Annotated in this window: 10 protein-coding genes and 2 pseudogenes; 11 read left to right on the forward strand and 1 reads right to left on the reverse strand. The window is 69.4% G+C overall.

The genetic code is table 11. From position 1 onward, the window contains the following. The first annotated feature begins 236 nt into the window (after nucleotides 1-236). The 5 genes and pseudogenes from D5R93_RS08270 to D5R93_RS08290 all read left to right on the forward strand — a co-directional run. The gene (locus tag D5R93_RS08270; protein WP_119836058.1) at nucleotides 237-1,247 is read left to right on the forward strand and encodes a phosphotriesterase family protein; all 1,011 of its coding nucleotides are present in this window, start codon (nucleotides 237-239) and stop codon (nucleotides 1,245-1,247) included. Then, nucleotides 1,244-1,900 carry a 3-dehydro-L-gulonate-6-phosphate decarboxylase gene (locus D5R93_RS08275; protein ID WP_119836059.1) on the forward strand — a complete coding sequence of 219 codons (657 nt, stop codon included), beginning with the start codon at nucleotides 1,244-1,246 and terminating at the stop codon, nucleotides 1,898-1,900. Before D5R93_RS08270 ends, D5R93_RS08275 begins: the two co-directional genes overlap by 4 nt. Further along, nucleotides 1,888-2,868 (forward strand): L-ribulose-5-phosphate 3-epimerase, encoded by a 981-nt coding sequence (locus D5R93_RS08280; protein WP_205570029.1) that lies wholly within the window; start codon nucleotides 1,888-1,890, stop codon nucleotides 2,866-2,868. Before D5R93_RS08275 ends, D5R93_RS08280 begins: the two co-directional genes overlap by 13 nt. Nucleotides 2,869-2,907: 39 nt before the next feature. Continuing rightward, nucleotides 2,908-3,960, forward strand: coding sequence for a sugar kinase (locus D5R93_RS08285; RefSeq protein ID WP_119836060.1), 1,053 nt, complete (start codon nucleotides 2,908-2,910; stop codon nucleotides 3,958-3,960). Between the two features lie 223 nt (nucleotides 3,961-4,183). Then, a pseudogene (locus D5R93_RS08290) lies at nucleotides 4,184-5,416 on the forward strand (MFS transporter); the annotation flags it as partial. A 186-nt stretch (nucleotides 5,417-5,602) separates the two neighbouring features. Here D5R93_RS08290 and D5R93_RS14095 read toward each other — a convergent pair. After that, nucleotides 5,603-8,416, reverse strand: a complete 2,814-nt coding sequence (locus D5R93_RS14095; protein ID WP_243106669.1) for an Rne/Rng family ribonuclease — start codon at nucleotides 8,414-8,416, stop codon at nucleotides 5,603-5,605. 478 nt (nucleotides 8,417-8,894) lie between these two features. On the opposite strand from D5R93_RS14095, the gene D5R93_RS08300 reads away from it, so the two are divergent. The 6 genes and pseudogenes from D5R93_RS08300 to D5R93_RS15025 all read left to right on the forward strand — a co-directional run bounded on the left by D5R93_RS08300 (nucleotide 8,895) and on the right by D5R93_RS15025 (nucleotide 15,413). After that, nucleotides 8,895-10,400: a cytochrome ubiquinol oxidase subunit I gene (locus D5R93_RS08300; RefSeq protein WP_119836061.1), complete on the forward strand. Its 1,506-nt coding sequence runs from the start codon at nucleotides 8,895-8,897 to the stop codon at nucleotides 10,398-10,400. Between the two features lie 24 nt (nucleotides 10,401-10,424). Next, nucleotides 10,425-11,555, forward strand: a pseudogene (cydB, locus tag D5R93_RS08305) (cytochrome d ubiquinol oxidase subunit II). A gap of 65 nt (nucleotides 11,556-11,620) precedes the next feature. Continuing rightward, on the forward strand, nucleotides 11,621-12,532 hold the full coding sequence (locus tag D5R93_RS14100; protein ID WP_243106670.1) for an ABC transporter transmembrane domain-containing protein: 912 nt from the start codon (nucleotides 11,621-11,623) through the stop codon (nucleotides 12,530-12,532). 106 nt (nucleotides 12,533-12,638) lie between these two features. Next, entirely contained in the window at nucleotides 12,639-13,394 is a 756-nt protein-coding gene (locus D5R93_RS14105) for an ATP-binding cassette domain-containing protein (protein ID WP_243106671.1), read from the forward strand. Further along, nucleotides 13,391-14,740 carry an ABC transporter domain-containing protein gene (locus tag D5R93_RS14110; RefSeq protein WP_423243297.1) on the forward strand — a complete coding sequence of 450 codons (1,350 nt, stop codon included), beginning with the start codon at nucleotides 13,391-13,393 and terminating at the stop codon, nucleotides 14,738-14,740. The genes D5R93_RS14105 and D5R93_RS14110 overlap by 4 nt, the downstream gene beginning before the upstream one ends. Before the next feature lie 334 nt (nucleotides 14,741-15,074). Continuing rightward, a complete protein-coding gene (locus tag D5R93_RS15025) occupies nucleotides 15,075-15,413 on the forward strand; it encodes an ABC transporter ATP-binding protein (protein ID WP_205570030.1) in 339 nt (112 codons plus the stop codon). The last annotated feature ends 97 nt before the right edge of the window (nucleotides 15,414-15,510 follow it).

A 15,510-nucleotide genomic window follows, 5' to 3' on the forward strand; every position in this document is an offset into this window, starting at 1 on the left:
TCGCATCCGACCTCGGATAGGCCAAAAGTAGAGGTGAGAAACGGTTTCTGGGTCGAGCCGCCGGACACCGGAGTCCCCCTCGCCGGGCACGCCACCGCTAACGCACAAAAGTGCACTTCCCCTCATACCTGCACGCCGATGCCCTTCTAGGGTGGCCGTGTCAGCAGCCCGGTGGCACGCACAGGCGGCCGCGCTCGCGGACAAGCAGCAGGAAAGAGGCAGCAAGGAGGCCCTCCATGGCGCACACGGCGCTCGCACGAACCATTGCCGGGGACGTGGACCCCACCACCCTGGGGGTGGTCAACGCCCACGACCACCTCATCCGTAACGGTGCAGGCGAGGTCTACATCGACCCCGACCACCAGCTGGACGACGTCGACAAGGCGGTAGAGGAGGCTGGTCGCTTCGTGTCGGCGTCAAGGCGCTGGGCCCAGGCCGGCACCGTCGTCGACATGTGCCCGGCCAACTGCGGCCGGGACCTGGAGCGTCTGGCCGAGGTAGGGCGGCGCGTACCCGACCTGCACATCATCGCCTCCACCGGCTTCCACCGGGAAAAGGTCTACCTGGAGACCCGCAGCCACTGGGTAAGCCGCTACAGCGTGGACCAGATCGCGAACCTGCTCATCGCCGACATCCGCGAGGGCATCGACCGCCACGACTACTCCGGCCCGATCGTGGAGCGCACGCCCTACAAGGCAGGAGTCATCAAGGTCGCCACCTCCTACGGCGTGATCACCGACTTCGAGCGCACGTGCATGCGAGCAGCCGCGCTCGCCTCGATCGAGACGGGCGCCCCGATCAACACCCACACCACCTTCGGCACCTGCGGCCTGGAGCAGGCTCGCGAGCTCATCGGTATGGGCGTCCCGGCCGACCAGATCGCCATCGGCCACATCCAGCGCAACGCCGACGTCTACTACCTGCGCCAGATCCTGGACACCGGGGCGTGGCTGGAGATCGACGGGACCTACCGCATCAAGTACCAGCCCGACACCAACCGGATCATGGAGCTGCGCGAGCTGGGCGAGCTGGGCTACGGCAAGCGCATCCTCCTGGGCACCGACTCAGGCAAGCGCTCCTACCAGAAGGCCTACGGGTCTGTGACCGGTGTGGACTTTAACCCCGCCGTGGACGGCCCCCGTATGCTGGAGGAGGGCTTCGACCCCTCCTACGTCCAGGACCTGCTTGTGGGTAACGGTCAGCGCTTCTTCACGATGAGGAAGGACGTGAGGGGGGACCAGTCATGACTCCTCCCCGGCTCCAGGTCGCCCTGGACACCACCGACCTGGTCACTGCGCTGCGCTGCCTGGGTCGGTGCCAGCCCGCGGTCGACGTCATCGAGGTGGGCACCGTGCTCCTGCTGGCCGAGGGGCTGCGCTGCGTACGTGAGATCCGCGCACTCTACCCGGAGGCCACCATCCTCGCCGACGCACGTATCGCCGAGGCGGGCTCGGTCCTGTCGCGCCAGTGCTTCGAGGCAGGGGCCGACTGGGTGTCCTGCGTGGCGGGCGCCTCTTTGACCACTGTGGAGCAGGTAGTCAGTGTCGCCTCCGACCACGGCGGTGAGGTCCAGGTCGAGCTGGGTGAGCACTACGACCACGACCGGGCCGCCGCCTGGCGCGAGCGCGGAGTCGAGCACGTCATCGTCCACCGCTCCCGCGACGCCGAGGCCGCCGGCTCGCTGTCCTGGGGGCCGAGGGACCTGGAGACCGTGGACGACCTGGCTGCCATGGGCTTCACCGTGACGGTCACCGGCGGGGTCACGCCCCGCGAGCTCGACGTCTTCTCGGGGCACCCGGTCGGTGTGGTCATCGCGGGCCGGGCGATCGTGGGCGCGCAGGACCCGTTGGAGGCCGCCCGGCAGATGCGTGAGGCTATGGAGAGGGTGTGGGACCGGTGAGTACCGGGAGCACCGACAGCACAGGCCCCGCCAGGAGCACCGGCGGGGCGGCCTCCGCTGGCACCCGCACCTCCAGCACAGTCAGCACGGCTAGTGCAGCCAGCGAGGTGACCCTCGGTATCTACGAGAAGGCCCTGGTCGGCACCACCGACTGGGACGAGCTGTTCAGCCAGGTACGCGCGGCGGGGTTCAGCTTCACTGATCTCTCCGTGGACGAGTCCGACGAGCGTCTGGCCCGCCTGGGCTGGTCCTCCCCACGGCGTCGCCGGGTGGCGCAGGCCGCCGCGGACACAGGGGTGCGCATCGGCGGCGTGTGCCTGAGCGCGCACCGACGCTTCGGCCCGGGCTCCGCCGACCCTGCGGTGCGGGACCAGGCCCGCAGCATCTACCACCAAGGCATCGACCTGTGCGTGGACCTGGGCGCATCCGTGCTCCAGGTAGCCGGGTACTTCGCCCACGGCGAGCCCCGGGACCCGCAGGCCCGTAGCCGCTACGTCGACATGCTGGGCGAGGTGCTGCCCCACGCGGCGGAGGCGGGCGTCATCCTCGGGATCGAGAACGTCGACGGCCACGACATCGCCGCCGTCCAGGACGTCGTCGCCGTTCTCGACGAGCTGCCCTCCCCCTGGCTCCAGGCCTACGCCGACATCGGCAACATCGCGGAGCACGGTGGTGACGCCGCCACCGAGCTGACCTCCGGGCTGACACGCATCGTCGCCCTGCACCTCAAGGACGTCCGCCCTGGGGAGCCGCGACGCGTCCCCATGGGTCAGGGCGTCACCGACTTCGACGGTGCCTTCGCCACCCTGGCCGCCGCCCGCTGGAGCGGACGCATGATGATCGAGATGTGGAACGACGACGCCGAGGACTCCCTGGAGCGCTGCGTGGCGGCCCGGCACTTCATCGAGGACCGGCTTGACCGCGCAGGCATCTCGGTGCGTACGCCCCGGTGGGAGGCAGCCGCATGACTCACGACAACAGACCCTCGACACGCTCAGGAACCAACCATGACAGACACAGTAACCGCCACCACGACCATCGCCACAGTCGGCACCAGCAATGACACAGCAACCACGGCAGCACGGTACGGACCCCGTGACGGCGCCCAGGCCGCCTTCGACCTGACCACGATCGGCGAGGGCCAGATCCGCCTCACCTGCGAGCGCGGGGACCGCCTCGCCTCCGCCCGGCACCTGCGGATGAGCGCAGCGGGCTCGGAGGCCAACGTCGCCGGCCTGCTCAGCCAGCTGGGACGACGTACCTCGTGGGCCACCAAGCTGCCCCAGGGCGAGCTGACCCACAGGATCCTCAGCGAGTACCGCTCGGTAGGCGTGGACCTGTCCCACGTCGTCCTGACCCAGCACGGCCGCGTCGCCCAGTACTTTCTGGAGCCGGGCGAGTACCCGCTTCCGGGCAGGGTCACCTACGACCGCCTGTACACCCCGTTCCGCGACATCGAGCCAGCCGACTTCAACTGGGACAGTCTCCTGGACACCCGCGTGGTGTTCCTGACCGGCATCACGGCCGCCCTGACGCAGCGCACGGCAGAGGTGGTGCGCTACTTCGCTGACGCCGCCCAGGAGCGGGGTATCGCCATCGCCCTCGACGTCAACTTCCGCTCCCTCCTGTGGGACGGAGACCAGGCCCGCTCCGTGCTGGAGCCCATCGCCCGCTCCGCCTCGATCCTGTTCTGCTCACGGGCGGACGCACAGGTGGTCTTCGGCCTCACCCACAGCGAGGGGGTCCAGGTCTGCCGCTCCGTGCGCGAGCTTCTGGGCCCGCCCGTCGTCGTGTCCACCGATGCCGCGCGAGGGACCTACCTGTCCACCGCTGAGGGCGACCAGGCCTTCGAGATCGAGCAGGTGCCCATCGTGGACCGTCCCGGTGCCGGCGACTCCTTCGTGGCCGGCACCCTCCATGGGTGGCTCGACGGCGACGTCTCCCGAGGTATCGCAACCGGCCTGCGCACAGCCTCCCTGGCCCTGACCCACCACGGCGACCTGACTCGTGTGCCTCCCGGTGAGCTGGACCTGGCCCTCAGCGGGGACATCGTGCGCTAGGGCGGCTCCTTCCGGGCAGCGTCCACGCAGCCCGGCTCACCCCGTACCCGGAAAAAGCCTTCTGCACATACCAACGATTGGTTCAATGATGAGCACTCTGGTCTCCACCAGCCCGCCTCGGGGACGTACCGCCCCCGAGCAGATAGACAACCACCCTCTCACCAGGCACCAGCGGTCCCTCATCGGGATGGCTATCGTCGGCAACGTGTCGGAGTTCTTCGACATGTTCCTTATCGGCTTCATCGTCAACATGCTGATCGAGTCCCCCGGGTGGGACCTGACAGGCTTCCACTCCGGGGTCATCCTGGCAGGAGCAGGCCTGGGCACCGTCATCGGCTCGGTGATGTGGGGCCGCCTAGCGGACAGCCTGGGCCGCAGGACCGCCTTCATCGCCTGCATCATCGTCCTGGTGCTCTTCACCGCCGCCTCCGCCCTGACCCCGGTCAACGGCTGGGTGCTGCTGGCTGTCCTGCGCACTGGCGTCGGTATCGGGGTGGGCGGTCTCAACATCACCTCCGTGCCCTACGTCCAGGAGTTCGTCCCGGCCAGGCAGCGGGGCCTGCTGGCAGGGCTGACCAGCGTCTTCATCCCGGCCGGGATCTTCCTGGGGGGCCTGGTCACCAGGTACTTCGGTGACGCCCTGGGCTGGCGGGGTCTGATCGCGGTAGGCTGCGTCCCCATCGTGCTGCTCGCCTGGACCCGGGTGGTCCCCGAGTCCCCCCGGTTCCTACAGTCACGGGGCCGAGAGCAGGAAGCACGGCAGGCCTACGCCTGGGCCATGGAGATCCCCGTGGAGCACGTGGCCGAGCTGCCGGAGATCAGGCAGGCCGCCTCAACCTCCTACTCGGCGATCTTCACCAGGTACCCGCGCCAGCTCCTGGTGGTGGCCGTGGGATCGTTCTCCTTCATCCTGGGGTCTTTTACCGTCCAGTCCTGGGGGCAGAGCCTGCTGGGACAGTCCTTTGGCTTCAGCGTCTCCGCCGTGGCTACGCTGTTCATGCTGGTCTCCCTGGGCGACCTCCTGGGGCGCCTCGGGTCGGCGTGGATCTCCGACCGTATCGGACGGCGCTACACCATGCTGGGATGCGGCCTGATCGGCGGGACCGGGGCACTCATCGCCGCTTGGTCCACCACGATGGTTGACAGCCGCGGGACCACCACGGCCGGGTACGTCTTCTTCGTCGGCATCTTCATCGTCATGACCTTCGGAGACGGTGCCTTCGGCATCCTCAACGCCTTCGGGGGCGAGCAGTTCCCCACCCAGGCCCGCTCAACGGGCCTGGGCCTGGGCTACGGCATCGGGTCGGTGGCCAAGGTTGTCGGCCCCTACTTCATGGGGGCGCTCATGGGTAGCGACGAGCCTACGGTCGAGGTCGTCATGGTTCCCTTCCTCATCTTTGCGGTCATGCTGTTCGCCGGGGCATCACCTACATGTTCGCCCGGGAGACCAAGGGAACCTCCCTGGAGGACATCTGAGCCGGGCAGGAGCCTAGACGCACACGCCAGACACCGACGTCGGGCCGGGCAGGAGCACGCAGAGCGAGCCGTCCCGGCCCGACGTAGCACCCACGGCACTAACAGACACGCAGGACCGTGGAGCCGGTGGAGCCGAGGGGTAACCGCACGGGCAGGGCCTGTACCCCTAGGAAGTGCTGTCAGTGCCGCCTGTACTGTCAGTACCGCCTGTACTGCCAGTGCCGTCAGAGCCCTCAGTCTGCGTGCCACCAGGCGCAGGGGGCGCTGGGCGCGGCGCAGTTACCTCGGTGGTCACGACCCGACGCCGTCGAGGCCTCCTGGCCCGAGTCCCAGCCGCAGCATTAGTACTACTCCCACTGTCCTCCCTGCTGCTTCCACTGTCTGCGTGGGCCTGGTGAGCCTGCTCGGTGGCGGCCGCAATCTGGGCCAGGGCACCGCGGGCAGTGGAGCGCGCCTTGTCCTGAGAGGCAACAGAGACTGCCGCAGAGGCCTCTGCGGCAGCCTGCCCCGGGTCTCCAGCCTGGTCCTGATCAGAGGACCCGGCCTGCCTCGACTCCTTGGCGGACCTGCCCGCAGCCTTGGAGCCGGAGGCGGACGCACGTACGGCGTCCCGGCCTGACCCGGTGTCCCTACCCTTGCGTCCGCGCCCCTTGCCCGCGCCCCGCGAGGCAGAGGCGGACATGTCCACCTGCTGGTTCTCCACGGGCGCGTCGTGCACGATGAAGCCTCGACCCTTGCAGGTCTCGCAGGTGGTGGAGAATGCCTCGACCAGTCCCTGCCCCACGCGCTTGCGGGTCATCTGCACCAGGCCGAGCGAGGTGACCTCAGTGACCTGGTGCCGGGTGCGGTCCCGGCCCAGGCACTCGACAAGACGTCGCAGCACCAGGTCGCGGTTGGACTCCAGGACCATGTCGACAAAGTCGATGACGATCATGCCGCCGATGTCACGCAGCCGCAGCTGCCGCACGATCTCCTCGGCTGCCTCAAGGTTGTTGCGGGTGACCGTCTCCTCCAGGGTACCGCCCGCCCCCGTGAACCGGCCGGTGTTGACGTCGATGACGGTCATCGCCTCGGTGCGGTCAATGACCAGGGTCCCGCCAGAGGGCAGCCAGACCTTGCGGTCGAAGCCCTTGGACAGCTGCTCGTCCACACGGTGGGCGCTAAAGACGTCCTCCGGGCTCGTCCAGCGCTCGAGGCGGTCAGCCAGGTCGGGGCTGAGCTCGTTGACGTATCCGGATATCGTCTTCCAGGCGCCGGTCCCGGAGACCACCAGCCTGCGGAAGTCCTCGTTGAAGACGTCGCGCACGACTCGCACCGCCAGCTCCGGCTCCCCCTTAAGAAGTACCGGGACCTTGGTGCTGCCCTTACGCACCGAGGCCACTTTCTTGTCGATCGCCTCCCACTGGGAGACCAGCCGGGCCACGTCGGCGGCCAGCTGCTCCTCCGAGGCACCCTCGGCGGCGGTCCGCACGATCACGCCCGCAGAGTCGGGGACCACGCGCTGAAGGATCTTGCGCAGCCGGGACCGCTCGGTGTCAGGAAGCTTGCGCGATATCCCGGTCATGCTGCCCCCGGGGACCAAGACTAGGTAGCGCCCGGCCAGGGTGACCTGGCTGGTCAGCCGCGCCCCCTTGTGCCCGATGGGGTCCTTGGTGACCTGGACCAGGACCGTGTCCCCGCTGGACAGGGCGTCCTCGATACGGCGGGACCGACCAGCGGTGTCGGCCGCCTCCCAGTCGACCTCGCCGGCGTAGAGGACGGCGTTGCGCCCCCTGCCCAGGTCGACGAACGCGGCCTCCATCGAGGGCAGCACGTTCTGGACCCGACCCATGTAGACGTTGCCGACCATGGAGGTCTGGGTATGGCGAGCTACGTAGTGCTCCACCAGCAGCCCGTCCTCCAGGACCGCGATCTGGTTGAGACCGTCCGTCTCACGCACGATCATCTGGCGGTCCACGCTCTCTCGGCGGGCCAGGAACTCGGCCTCGGTGACGACACTGCGACGACGGCCAGAGGCCCGTCCCTCGCGGCGGCGCTGACGCTTGGCCTCCAGCCGGGTGGAGCCCTTCAGCGCGGTCACCTCGTCACGGGCGTCCCGGCTCGGCTCCGTGCGCGTGCGCGAGCGACGGCGACGGCGTGGGACCACGGACGCCACTGAGTCCTCCGAGGTGTCCGTCGAGGTGTCCGCGACCTCCTCGGCAGCCTCCCGGCCGACGTCCTGCCCGGTGTCACCAGGTTCCCGCGACGACGCCTCACCGCTGCCCTGGCTGCCGTCCTGACTGTCCCGGCTGCTTGAGTCTGCCGTCTCCGCGTCGACGCCGTCAGTAGGGGCGGTGCGTAATCGGGAGCGGCGCCCCCGGCTGCCACGGCGACGTCTGCGGCTCCCACCGGACTCGGCCTGCTCGGCCTGCTCACCGTCGTCGTCAGCACGGGCACTACGGGCACTGTCTGCGCGCGTTCCGCTGCCCGTGTCGTCGTCCATCCCCTCCTCGTCCCGAGGGGACCGCCCCTCCACGGCTGCGCGACGTCGGCCCCGCCTGGGTCCAGACGAGGAGCCCGTCCCCGAGGCACTCGCACCCACAGAGCCTGCGGTCCCGCCAGTACCACCTGTGGCGGAGTCCTGACCGTCTCTACTATCTCTGCCCTCTGCCGGCTCCTGCTGCTGGGTACCGGAGCCCTCACGCAGCGCGACCGCGGCGCGTCGGGAGGCGGCAGGAGCCGGGTCTGGTGCCGCGGACTGCTGCGTGACCCTCCTTCGGCGGCGCGCCCGGCTGGGGTCAGGGGCCTGAAAGAGCAGCGAGGCCACCGGAAGGCGCGGCGGCTCCTCGTTGCCCTTGTCCTGAGGACCCGCAGCAGGAGTCTCCTGGGGCGCCGTGGCCGTCTCCGTGTGGTGGTCAGCCGACTGCGTCGCCCACCCCTGGGAGGCCTCCTGCGGCCTGCGGTCACCGTGGTCGTCTTCTGTTGTTGTACGTCGTGCCATTTCGAGGTTTTCCGGGTGCCGTCGCCGCCGTCGTACCCCCGGAGCTCCGGCACGGTCACGCTCCTGCCAGGAGAAGCATCCACAAAGTCTGTCGCGCACGCCGCTAATGGGCGCTGACACCCCTGGCGCCTGCACAGGCCGGGCTCGCGGCGGCGCTTGCAGCGGCGCGAGGCGCCCGGAAGAGGTCGTCCCAGGGTGCCCGCCCCAGGCATCGGTACGGGACGCCCGGGACCTAGGCAAGTATTCCACAACCACAGCTCTCCCCGGGACAGGTCGCACACGCTGACCCGGACCCGTGCCCCACCCGGTCGGCACAGGTCTTGCGGTAACAGCACAACTGTACTCCTTTGTGTTTGTGACAAACCGTCAGTGAGCCGCTACACTCTGGGACCAGGGTCCTCCGTGACTCCAGGGCACTGCGTGACTCGCGTCGCGACGCTCTTGCTAACTCCATTGTCATCTTTGAAAGGTGGCGCTGATGGTCATCGCACCGCTGGCGCTGGACTCCCTCGACCTGGCTCGCTGGCAGTTCGGCATCACGACCGTCTACCACTTCATCCTCGTGCCTCTCACCATCGGCCTGTCCCCGATGGTGGCCCTCATGGAGGCGCTGTGGCTGCGCACGCGCAACGAGCAGTGGCTCGTTGCCGCGAAGTTCTTCGGCAAGATCCTTCTCATCAACTTCGCCCTGGGAGTTGCCACCGGTCTTGTCCAGGAGTTCCAGTTCGGCATGAACTGGTCGGAGTACTCTCGCTTCGTCGGGAACATCTTTGGCGCTCCTCTGGCCTTCGAGGCCCTGCTGGCCTTCTTCATGGAGTCCACCTTCCTGGGGCTGTGGATCTTCGGCTGGGACCGCCTCTCCCCCAGGCTCCACAACCTGTGCATGTGGGCCGTCGCCGCAGGAACCAACTTCTCGGCGTTCTTCATCCTGGCGGCCAACTCCTGGATGCAGCACCCCGTGGGGACCGTCATCAACCCCGACACCGGCCGTGCCGAGCTCGACGGCCTCTCCGGCTTCGCCGCCGTGCTGTCCAACCCCATCCTGTGGACCACAGCCACCCACGTCATCACCTCGGCCTTCCTCGTCGCCGGCGCGGTGGTCCTGGGGGTCTCCGTGTGGTGGATGACCCGGGCCGCGCGCGCCGGCCAGGACTACGAGGCCCGCCACCTGTGGCGGCGCACCACCCGCCTGGGCGCCACCGTCATGCTTGTCGCGGGGCTGGCCACCGCGGTGTCAGGACACTTCCAGGGCCACCTGGTGACTGAGGAGCAGCCCGCCAAGATGGCGGCGGCGGAAGGGCTGTGCCATACCGAGTCCCGTGCGCCGTTTACCGCTGTCGCCTTCGGCGACTGCGACACCGGGATGACCCGGTTCATCTCGGTGCCCGGGGTCTACTCCTTCATGGCCACCAATGACGTCAACGCCGAGGTCACCGGCCTGGTCGACGCCCAGCAGATGTACAGCGACTACGTCCAGGCGCACGAGCCCGGCGCGGCAGAGACCGACTACACCCCCAACGTCATGATCACCTTCTGGTCCTTCCGCCTCATGATCGCACTGGGCATGGCCTCGGTGGGCATCGGTGCTCTCGCCCTGTGGCTGCTACGGTCCGACAGGCTGATCACCCGCCCCTGGCTGGGCAGGGCAGCGCTGTGGACGATGTGGCTTCCCTTCGTCGCCTGCTCCTTCGGCTGGATCTTCACCGAGATGGGGCGCCAGCCCTGGGTCATCGTGCCCAACCTGGCGGACCCTGTCTCCCAGGTGTACATGCGCACCGCTGACGGGGTCTCCACCGCCGCCTCGGCAGGCACCGTCCTGGCCTCGGTGACCATCTTCACCCTCTTGTACGCGGCACTGGGCGTGGTGTGGTTCATGCTGCTGCGACGCTACGTCCGTGAGGGCGTACGCACCCAGAGACCTCCGGCGGACCAGGAGCACGGCAGCGACGCGGCTGCACCGGCGCTCCTGTCCTTCGACTACTGACACTGAGCACAAGGCAGGCACACTATGACTCTGGCAGTCCTGTGGTTCGTCATCATCACCATCCTGTGGGCCGGCTACCTTAGCCTGGAGGGCTTCGACTTCGGGTAGGGATGCTCCTGAAGACCCTGGGCCGTGACGAGCAGGAGCGCCGTGCCACGATCATGGCGATCGGCCCTCACTGGGACGGCAACGAGGTCTGGCTGGTCACAGCTGGGCCACCATCTTCGCGGCCTTTCCTGAGTGGTACGGCACCCTGTTCTCCGGCGCCTACATCCCCCTGCTCCTCATCCTCCTGTGCCTCATCGTCCGGGTGTGCGCTATCGAGTGGCGCCCCAAGATCAACTCCCAGTCGTGGCGCGACCGCTGGGACTGGGTCCACACCGTCGCCGCCTGGGTGCCCTCTGTGCTGTGGGGCGTGGTCTTCGCCAACCTGGTCCAGGGCATGCACGTCGAGGTCGTCGAGACCGCCTCAGGCGCCATTGTCCCCGCCAACGAGGTCCCGGCGGACAGCCTGATCAACGGGGCAGCGCACCAGGTCACCGGCAGCTTCTGGTCCATGCTCACCCCCTTCACCCTCCTGGGCGGTGCCGTCACCTGCCTGCTCTTCCTCAGCCACGGCGCCTCCTTCCTCAGAATCAAGACCACCAGCGAGCTCTCCCGGCGGGCCGAGGCCGCCTCGCAGCGGCTCGGGGTGGCATCCACAGCCGTGACCGTGGTGTGGGCGCTGTGGGCCCAGCTGGTCTACTCCGCCAGCACGCTCTCCTGGGTCCCGTTGGCCCTGGCCGCGCTGGGACTGACCACGTCCCTGGCCGCCAGCCGGGTCGGCCGCGGCGCCCAGGCCTTTGCCCTCCACTTCGCGGGCATCGCCTTCGTCGTCATCTTCATCTTCACCGCCATGGCGCCTGACGTGATGCGCTCCTCTGCGGACCCCGCCTACTCCCTGACCCTCACACAGGCCGCCAGCGCGGACACGACGCTGATGATCATGCTGGCTGCCATAGTGGTCTTTATGCCCGGTGTCCTGGCCTACACGATCTGGAGCTACAAGGTCTTCTCAGGCAGGATCAGCCCCAGCCAGGTCAACCCCGACGAAGGGGCCTCCACCCCACCCTGATCCGCGACTCCGCCCAGCCGGAGGCGCACATCGGCCACTGACCGTCCCGGCAGCACAGCCCGGCACAGCGGCCGGGGACTCGGGCCAGACCACTATCCTTGTCCTGATGAAGCCTCTTGACCCACGGCTCCTGCGTCACGCCCGAGCAGCACGCCGGTACATTGCCACGACCACGCTCAGCGGCGGCGTCGTGGCTGGACTGGTGATCGCCCAGGCCGTACTGGTCTCACAGGCGGTGGCCCCGGCCGTGGTCGGCTCGGGTTCCGCCCGTAGCGTCCCCGCCCTAGTGCTCGCCCTGGGGCTGGTCGTGGTCGCGCGCCCCCTGGTGCTCTACCTCCAGGAGTCCCTCGCCCACAGGGCAGCCACTCGCACCGTTATCGACCTGCGCCGCCAGGTCCTCCAGCACGCGGTCGCTCTGGGGCCTCGTTGGCTGGCCCTCCACGGCTCCGACACCGCCACCCTGCTGACCCGGGCGCTGGAGGACCTGGAGCCCTACTTCGTCCGCTACCTGCCCCAGCTGCTTCTGGCAGCCACCGTCACCCCGGCGACCACGGTGGTGCTCCTGACCCAGGACCTGCCCTCCACCGTCGTCGTCATCTGCACCATTCCCCTGATCCCGGTGTTCATGATCCTCATCGGCAGGATGACGCAGGCCTACTCCCAGGAGCGGCTGGAGGCCATGGAGCGTCTGGGAGGACAGGTCCTCGACCTGCTCGCCGGGCTGCCCACCCTCAAGGCCCTCGGCCGTGAGAAGGGGCCGGCAGCACGGGTGCGGGCGCTGGGCCGCGCCTACAACCGCACCACGATGTCCACGCTACGGGTGGCCTTCCTTTCCGGAGCCGTTCTGGAGTTCATCACCACCCTGTCCGTGGCCATCGTCGCTGTCCAGGTCGGCTTCCGCCTCCTCTACGGCAACCTGGACCTGTCCACCGGGCTCCTGGTGCTCATGATCGCCCCGAGGTCTACCAGCCGATCCGTCAGGTCGGCTTCCAGTTCCACGCCTCCGCCAACGGGGTAGCCGCGGCCGAGGCCGTCTTCGAGGTGCTGGAGACTCCCCTGCGGCCCGCGGCCAGCAGCCCTGCCCGGACCTGGCTACCAGCACTGTCAGCATCGAGAGGCTGTGCGTGTCAGCTCGGGGCCGCTGGGCGCCTGACAACCTGTCCGCGCAGATCCGCCCCGGACGCCTGGTCGTCCTGACCGGTGCCTCCGGGGCCGGCAAGACCACGACCACCCAGGTCCTCCTCGGCCTGCTTCCCGCTGACAAAGGCGAAATCACGGTCCTGCCCCAGGGGGACGCCTCCCGCGCAGTCCGCCTGGAGGACATCGACCCCGCAACCTGGTGGCGGCAGGTCTCCTGGGTTCCCCAGCGCCCCGTCATCGTGCCCGGGACAGTGCTGGACAACGTCCTGCGCGACACAGGCCTGCACGACACCACCTCCCTCTCGCAGAGCCCTCCGGAAGGCACTGCGAGCCTGGACAGCGTGCCCGCGGCCCTGGTTGAGGCGGCCCGGACCACCGGCCTGGACGAGGTTGTCTCCACCCTGCCCCAGGGCTGGTCCACGCTACTGGGTCAGGGTGGCGTGGGGCTCAGCGTGGGCCAGCGTCAGCGCCTGGCCCTGACCCGCGCCCTGCTAGCACCCGCCGCGCTGGTCGTCATGGACGAGCCTACCGCGCACCTGGACGCCGCCAGTGAGGCCCACGTGCTCGACGGGGTGCGTGCGCTGCACGCCTCTGGACGCACCGTGGTGGTTATTGCGCACCGTCCCGCCCTGGCCTCCCTGGCCCAGGACACCGTGACTGTCACCTCCAGCACCCCCAGCACCGCCGACTCCAGCACGGGTCCCGAGGAGGCGCACTCGCCAGGCCAGGAGGCCCCATGACGCCCACGAACACAGCCGCCACCGCCGGGACCCTGCGAGGAGTCCTGTCACCCCAGGAACGTCACGCGCTGCGCCGGGCCACCGCCCTGACCGACCTGGACCGCCGCCGCTTCGCAGGCGCCGTCCTGGCCGGCGCCGCTGGCACGGCCTCAGCAGTCGCGCTGTCAGCCGTAGCAGCCTGGCTCATTGCCCAGGCCTCCCTGGCCACCGACATCGCTGCCCTGGGCGTCGCGCCGGTGGCGGTGCGGCTGCTGGGGATCTCCCGCTCCGTCCTGCGCTACTGCGAGCGGCTCATCTCCCACGACACAGCCCTGCGGGGTATGAGCGCACTGCGGACCCACCTCTACGAGATCCTCGCCTCGGCACGCACCGACGCCGTCGTCGGCCTGCGGCGTGGCGACGTCCTGGCCCGGGTGGGCGCTGACGTCGATGCCGTCGGCGACCTCGTGGTGCGTGCCTACCTGCCAATGGCTGTGACAGCCACGGTGGGAGCCGCCACCTGCCTGGGACTGGCAGCCGTCTACTGGCCATCGGCCGTAGTCGTGGCCGTCTGCCTGCTGGTAACGGGCATCGTCGGCCCCCTGGCAACGATCCGCTCCTCCCGCCTGGCCGAGCTGGCCCGCCAGGAGCAGGCCACCGACCTGTCCTCCACTGTCATGACAGTGCTGGAGTCCGGACCAGAGCTTGCCGTGTCGGCCCGCCTGGCAGGCGTCATGGACGACCTCGCCCGTACTGAGCGCAGACTGGCACGCACACGTGACCGGGCCGCCCGCCCGGCTGCTGCCGCCACTGCGGTCGACTCCCTGGCCATGGGGGCCGCTGTGCTGGGCAACCTGCTGGTCGGCCTGCCCGCGGTGCAGTCGGGGCAGCTGGGGGAGGTCTGGCTGGCTGTCGTCGTACTGGTCCCCCTGGCGGCCTTCGAGGCCACCTCCTCCCTGGCGCCAGCCACCGTCCAGCTGGTCCGCTCCGCCGGAGCGGCCAGGAGGGTGGTCGCCATGATCGAAGCCGCCGAGGCGGGCACGAGGAGCGGCCCCGAGGCCGCAGCCCCGGCAGACCAGGTGGCGGTGGCAGGCTCAGCAGGGCTAGCAGACGCAGACGGCACCACAGGTGCGGCACCGTCCCCGCGCGAGCCCCAGACGGCAGCGCTGCCTCGCGGCTACCGCACGGCTGCCCGCCCGAGCAGGACGTCCCAGGAGACCTCTCAGGCCCATCTTCATGCTCAGGACCTGTCCGTCGGGTGGCCCGGGGGGCCGGTGGTCGCCGAGGGGCTCAGCCTGGACCTGGCCCCGGGCAGGCGGACTGCCCTCGTCGGCCCTCCGGGATCGGCAAGACCACGCTGGTGCTGACCCTCGCCGGGCTGCTGGAGCCCAGGGCGGGACGCTGGCCCTCAACGGCACCGCCCGTGGCTGCGCCCCCGGCAGGAGGTGGCTGCCAGCCTCACTGTCACCGCCGAGGACGCTCATATCTTCGACACTACGGTCCTAGAGAACCTCCGGGTGGCTCACGGGACCTCAGCCCTGACCAGGCCCAGATCCTGCTGCGGCAGGCAGGCCTGGGAGACTGGCTTGACGGCCTGCCCGAGGGCCTGGACACCGTCGTGGGTGCCAACGCGACCACCGTGTCGGGGGGGAGAGGCGCCGCCTCCTGCTGGCCCGCGCCCTGGCCGCGCCGGCACCGCTCATGGTCCTGGACGAGCCCGGTGAGCACCTGGACCCCGCCACGGCCGACAGGCTCGTGGCCGACCTTCTCCAGGCAGGCGGCCGAGAGCGCGGGGTCCTGCTGGTCACTCACCGTCTCAGCGCTCTGGCAGCGGCTGACGAGGTCATTGTCATGGGACGACCACGGGGCAAGCCCCACGACGGGCAGCGCCCCGCCACCGTCACCGGCCGCGGCAGCCACGAGCAGCTGGTAGCCACGCATCAGGAGTACCGGTGGTCCCTGGCCCAGGAGAACCCCCTCCCGCAACCTGCAGCCGACATGACGGCGACGGCAGCGACGACAGCGACAAACGACCACTAAGACAACAGGGCCGGCCCGCCGTAGGACACTGCGAGGCCAGGTCCACGCCACGGGCCGGACAGCGGCCGCAGCAGCGAGGCGGCTGAGGCGTACGACC

This window comes from Actinomyces lilanjuaniae (assembly GCF_003606385.1).
Classification (GTDB): domain Bacteria; phylum Actinomycetota; class Actinomycetes; order Actinomycetales; family Actinomycetaceae; genus Actinomyces; species Actinomyces lilanjuaniae.

What these genes read in the sequence shown, in the direction of transcription:
- D5R93_RS14095 (WP_243106669.1), bottom strand. Translation starts at nt 8,416, where the DNA reads ATGGCACGACGTACAACAACAGAAGACGACCACGGTGACCGCAGGCCG.
- D5R93_RS15025 (WP_205570030.1), top strand. Translation starts at nt 15,075, where the DNA reads ATGGTCCTGGACGAGCCCGGTGAGCACCTGGACCCCGCCACGGCCGAC.
- D5R93_RS14110 (WP_423243297.1), top strand. Translation starts at nt 13,391, where the DNA reads ATGACGCCCACGAACACAGCCGCCACCGCCGGGACCCTGCGAGGAGTC.
- D5R93_RS08300 (WP_119836061.1), top strand. Translation starts at nt 8,895, where the DNA reads ATGGTCATCGCACCGCTGGCGCTGGACTCCCTCGACCTGGCTCGCTGG.
- D5R93_RS08270 (WP_119836058.1), top strand. Translation starts at nt 237, where the DNA reads ATGGCGCACACGGCGCTCGCACGAACCATTGCCGGGGACGTGGACCCC.
- D5R93_RS08275 (WP_119836059.1), top strand. Translation starts at nt 1,244, where the DNA reads ATGACTCCTCCCCGGCTCCAGGTCGCCCTGGACACCACCGACCTGGTC.
- D5R93_RS14100 (WP_243106670.1), top strand. Translation starts at nt 11,621, where the DNA reads ATGAAGCCTCTTGACCCACGGCTCCTGCGTCACGCCCGAGCAGCACGC.
- D5R93_RS08285 (WP_119836060.1), top strand. Translation starts at nt 2,908, where the DNA reads ATGACAGACACAGTAACCGCCACCACGACCATCGCCACAGTCGGCACC.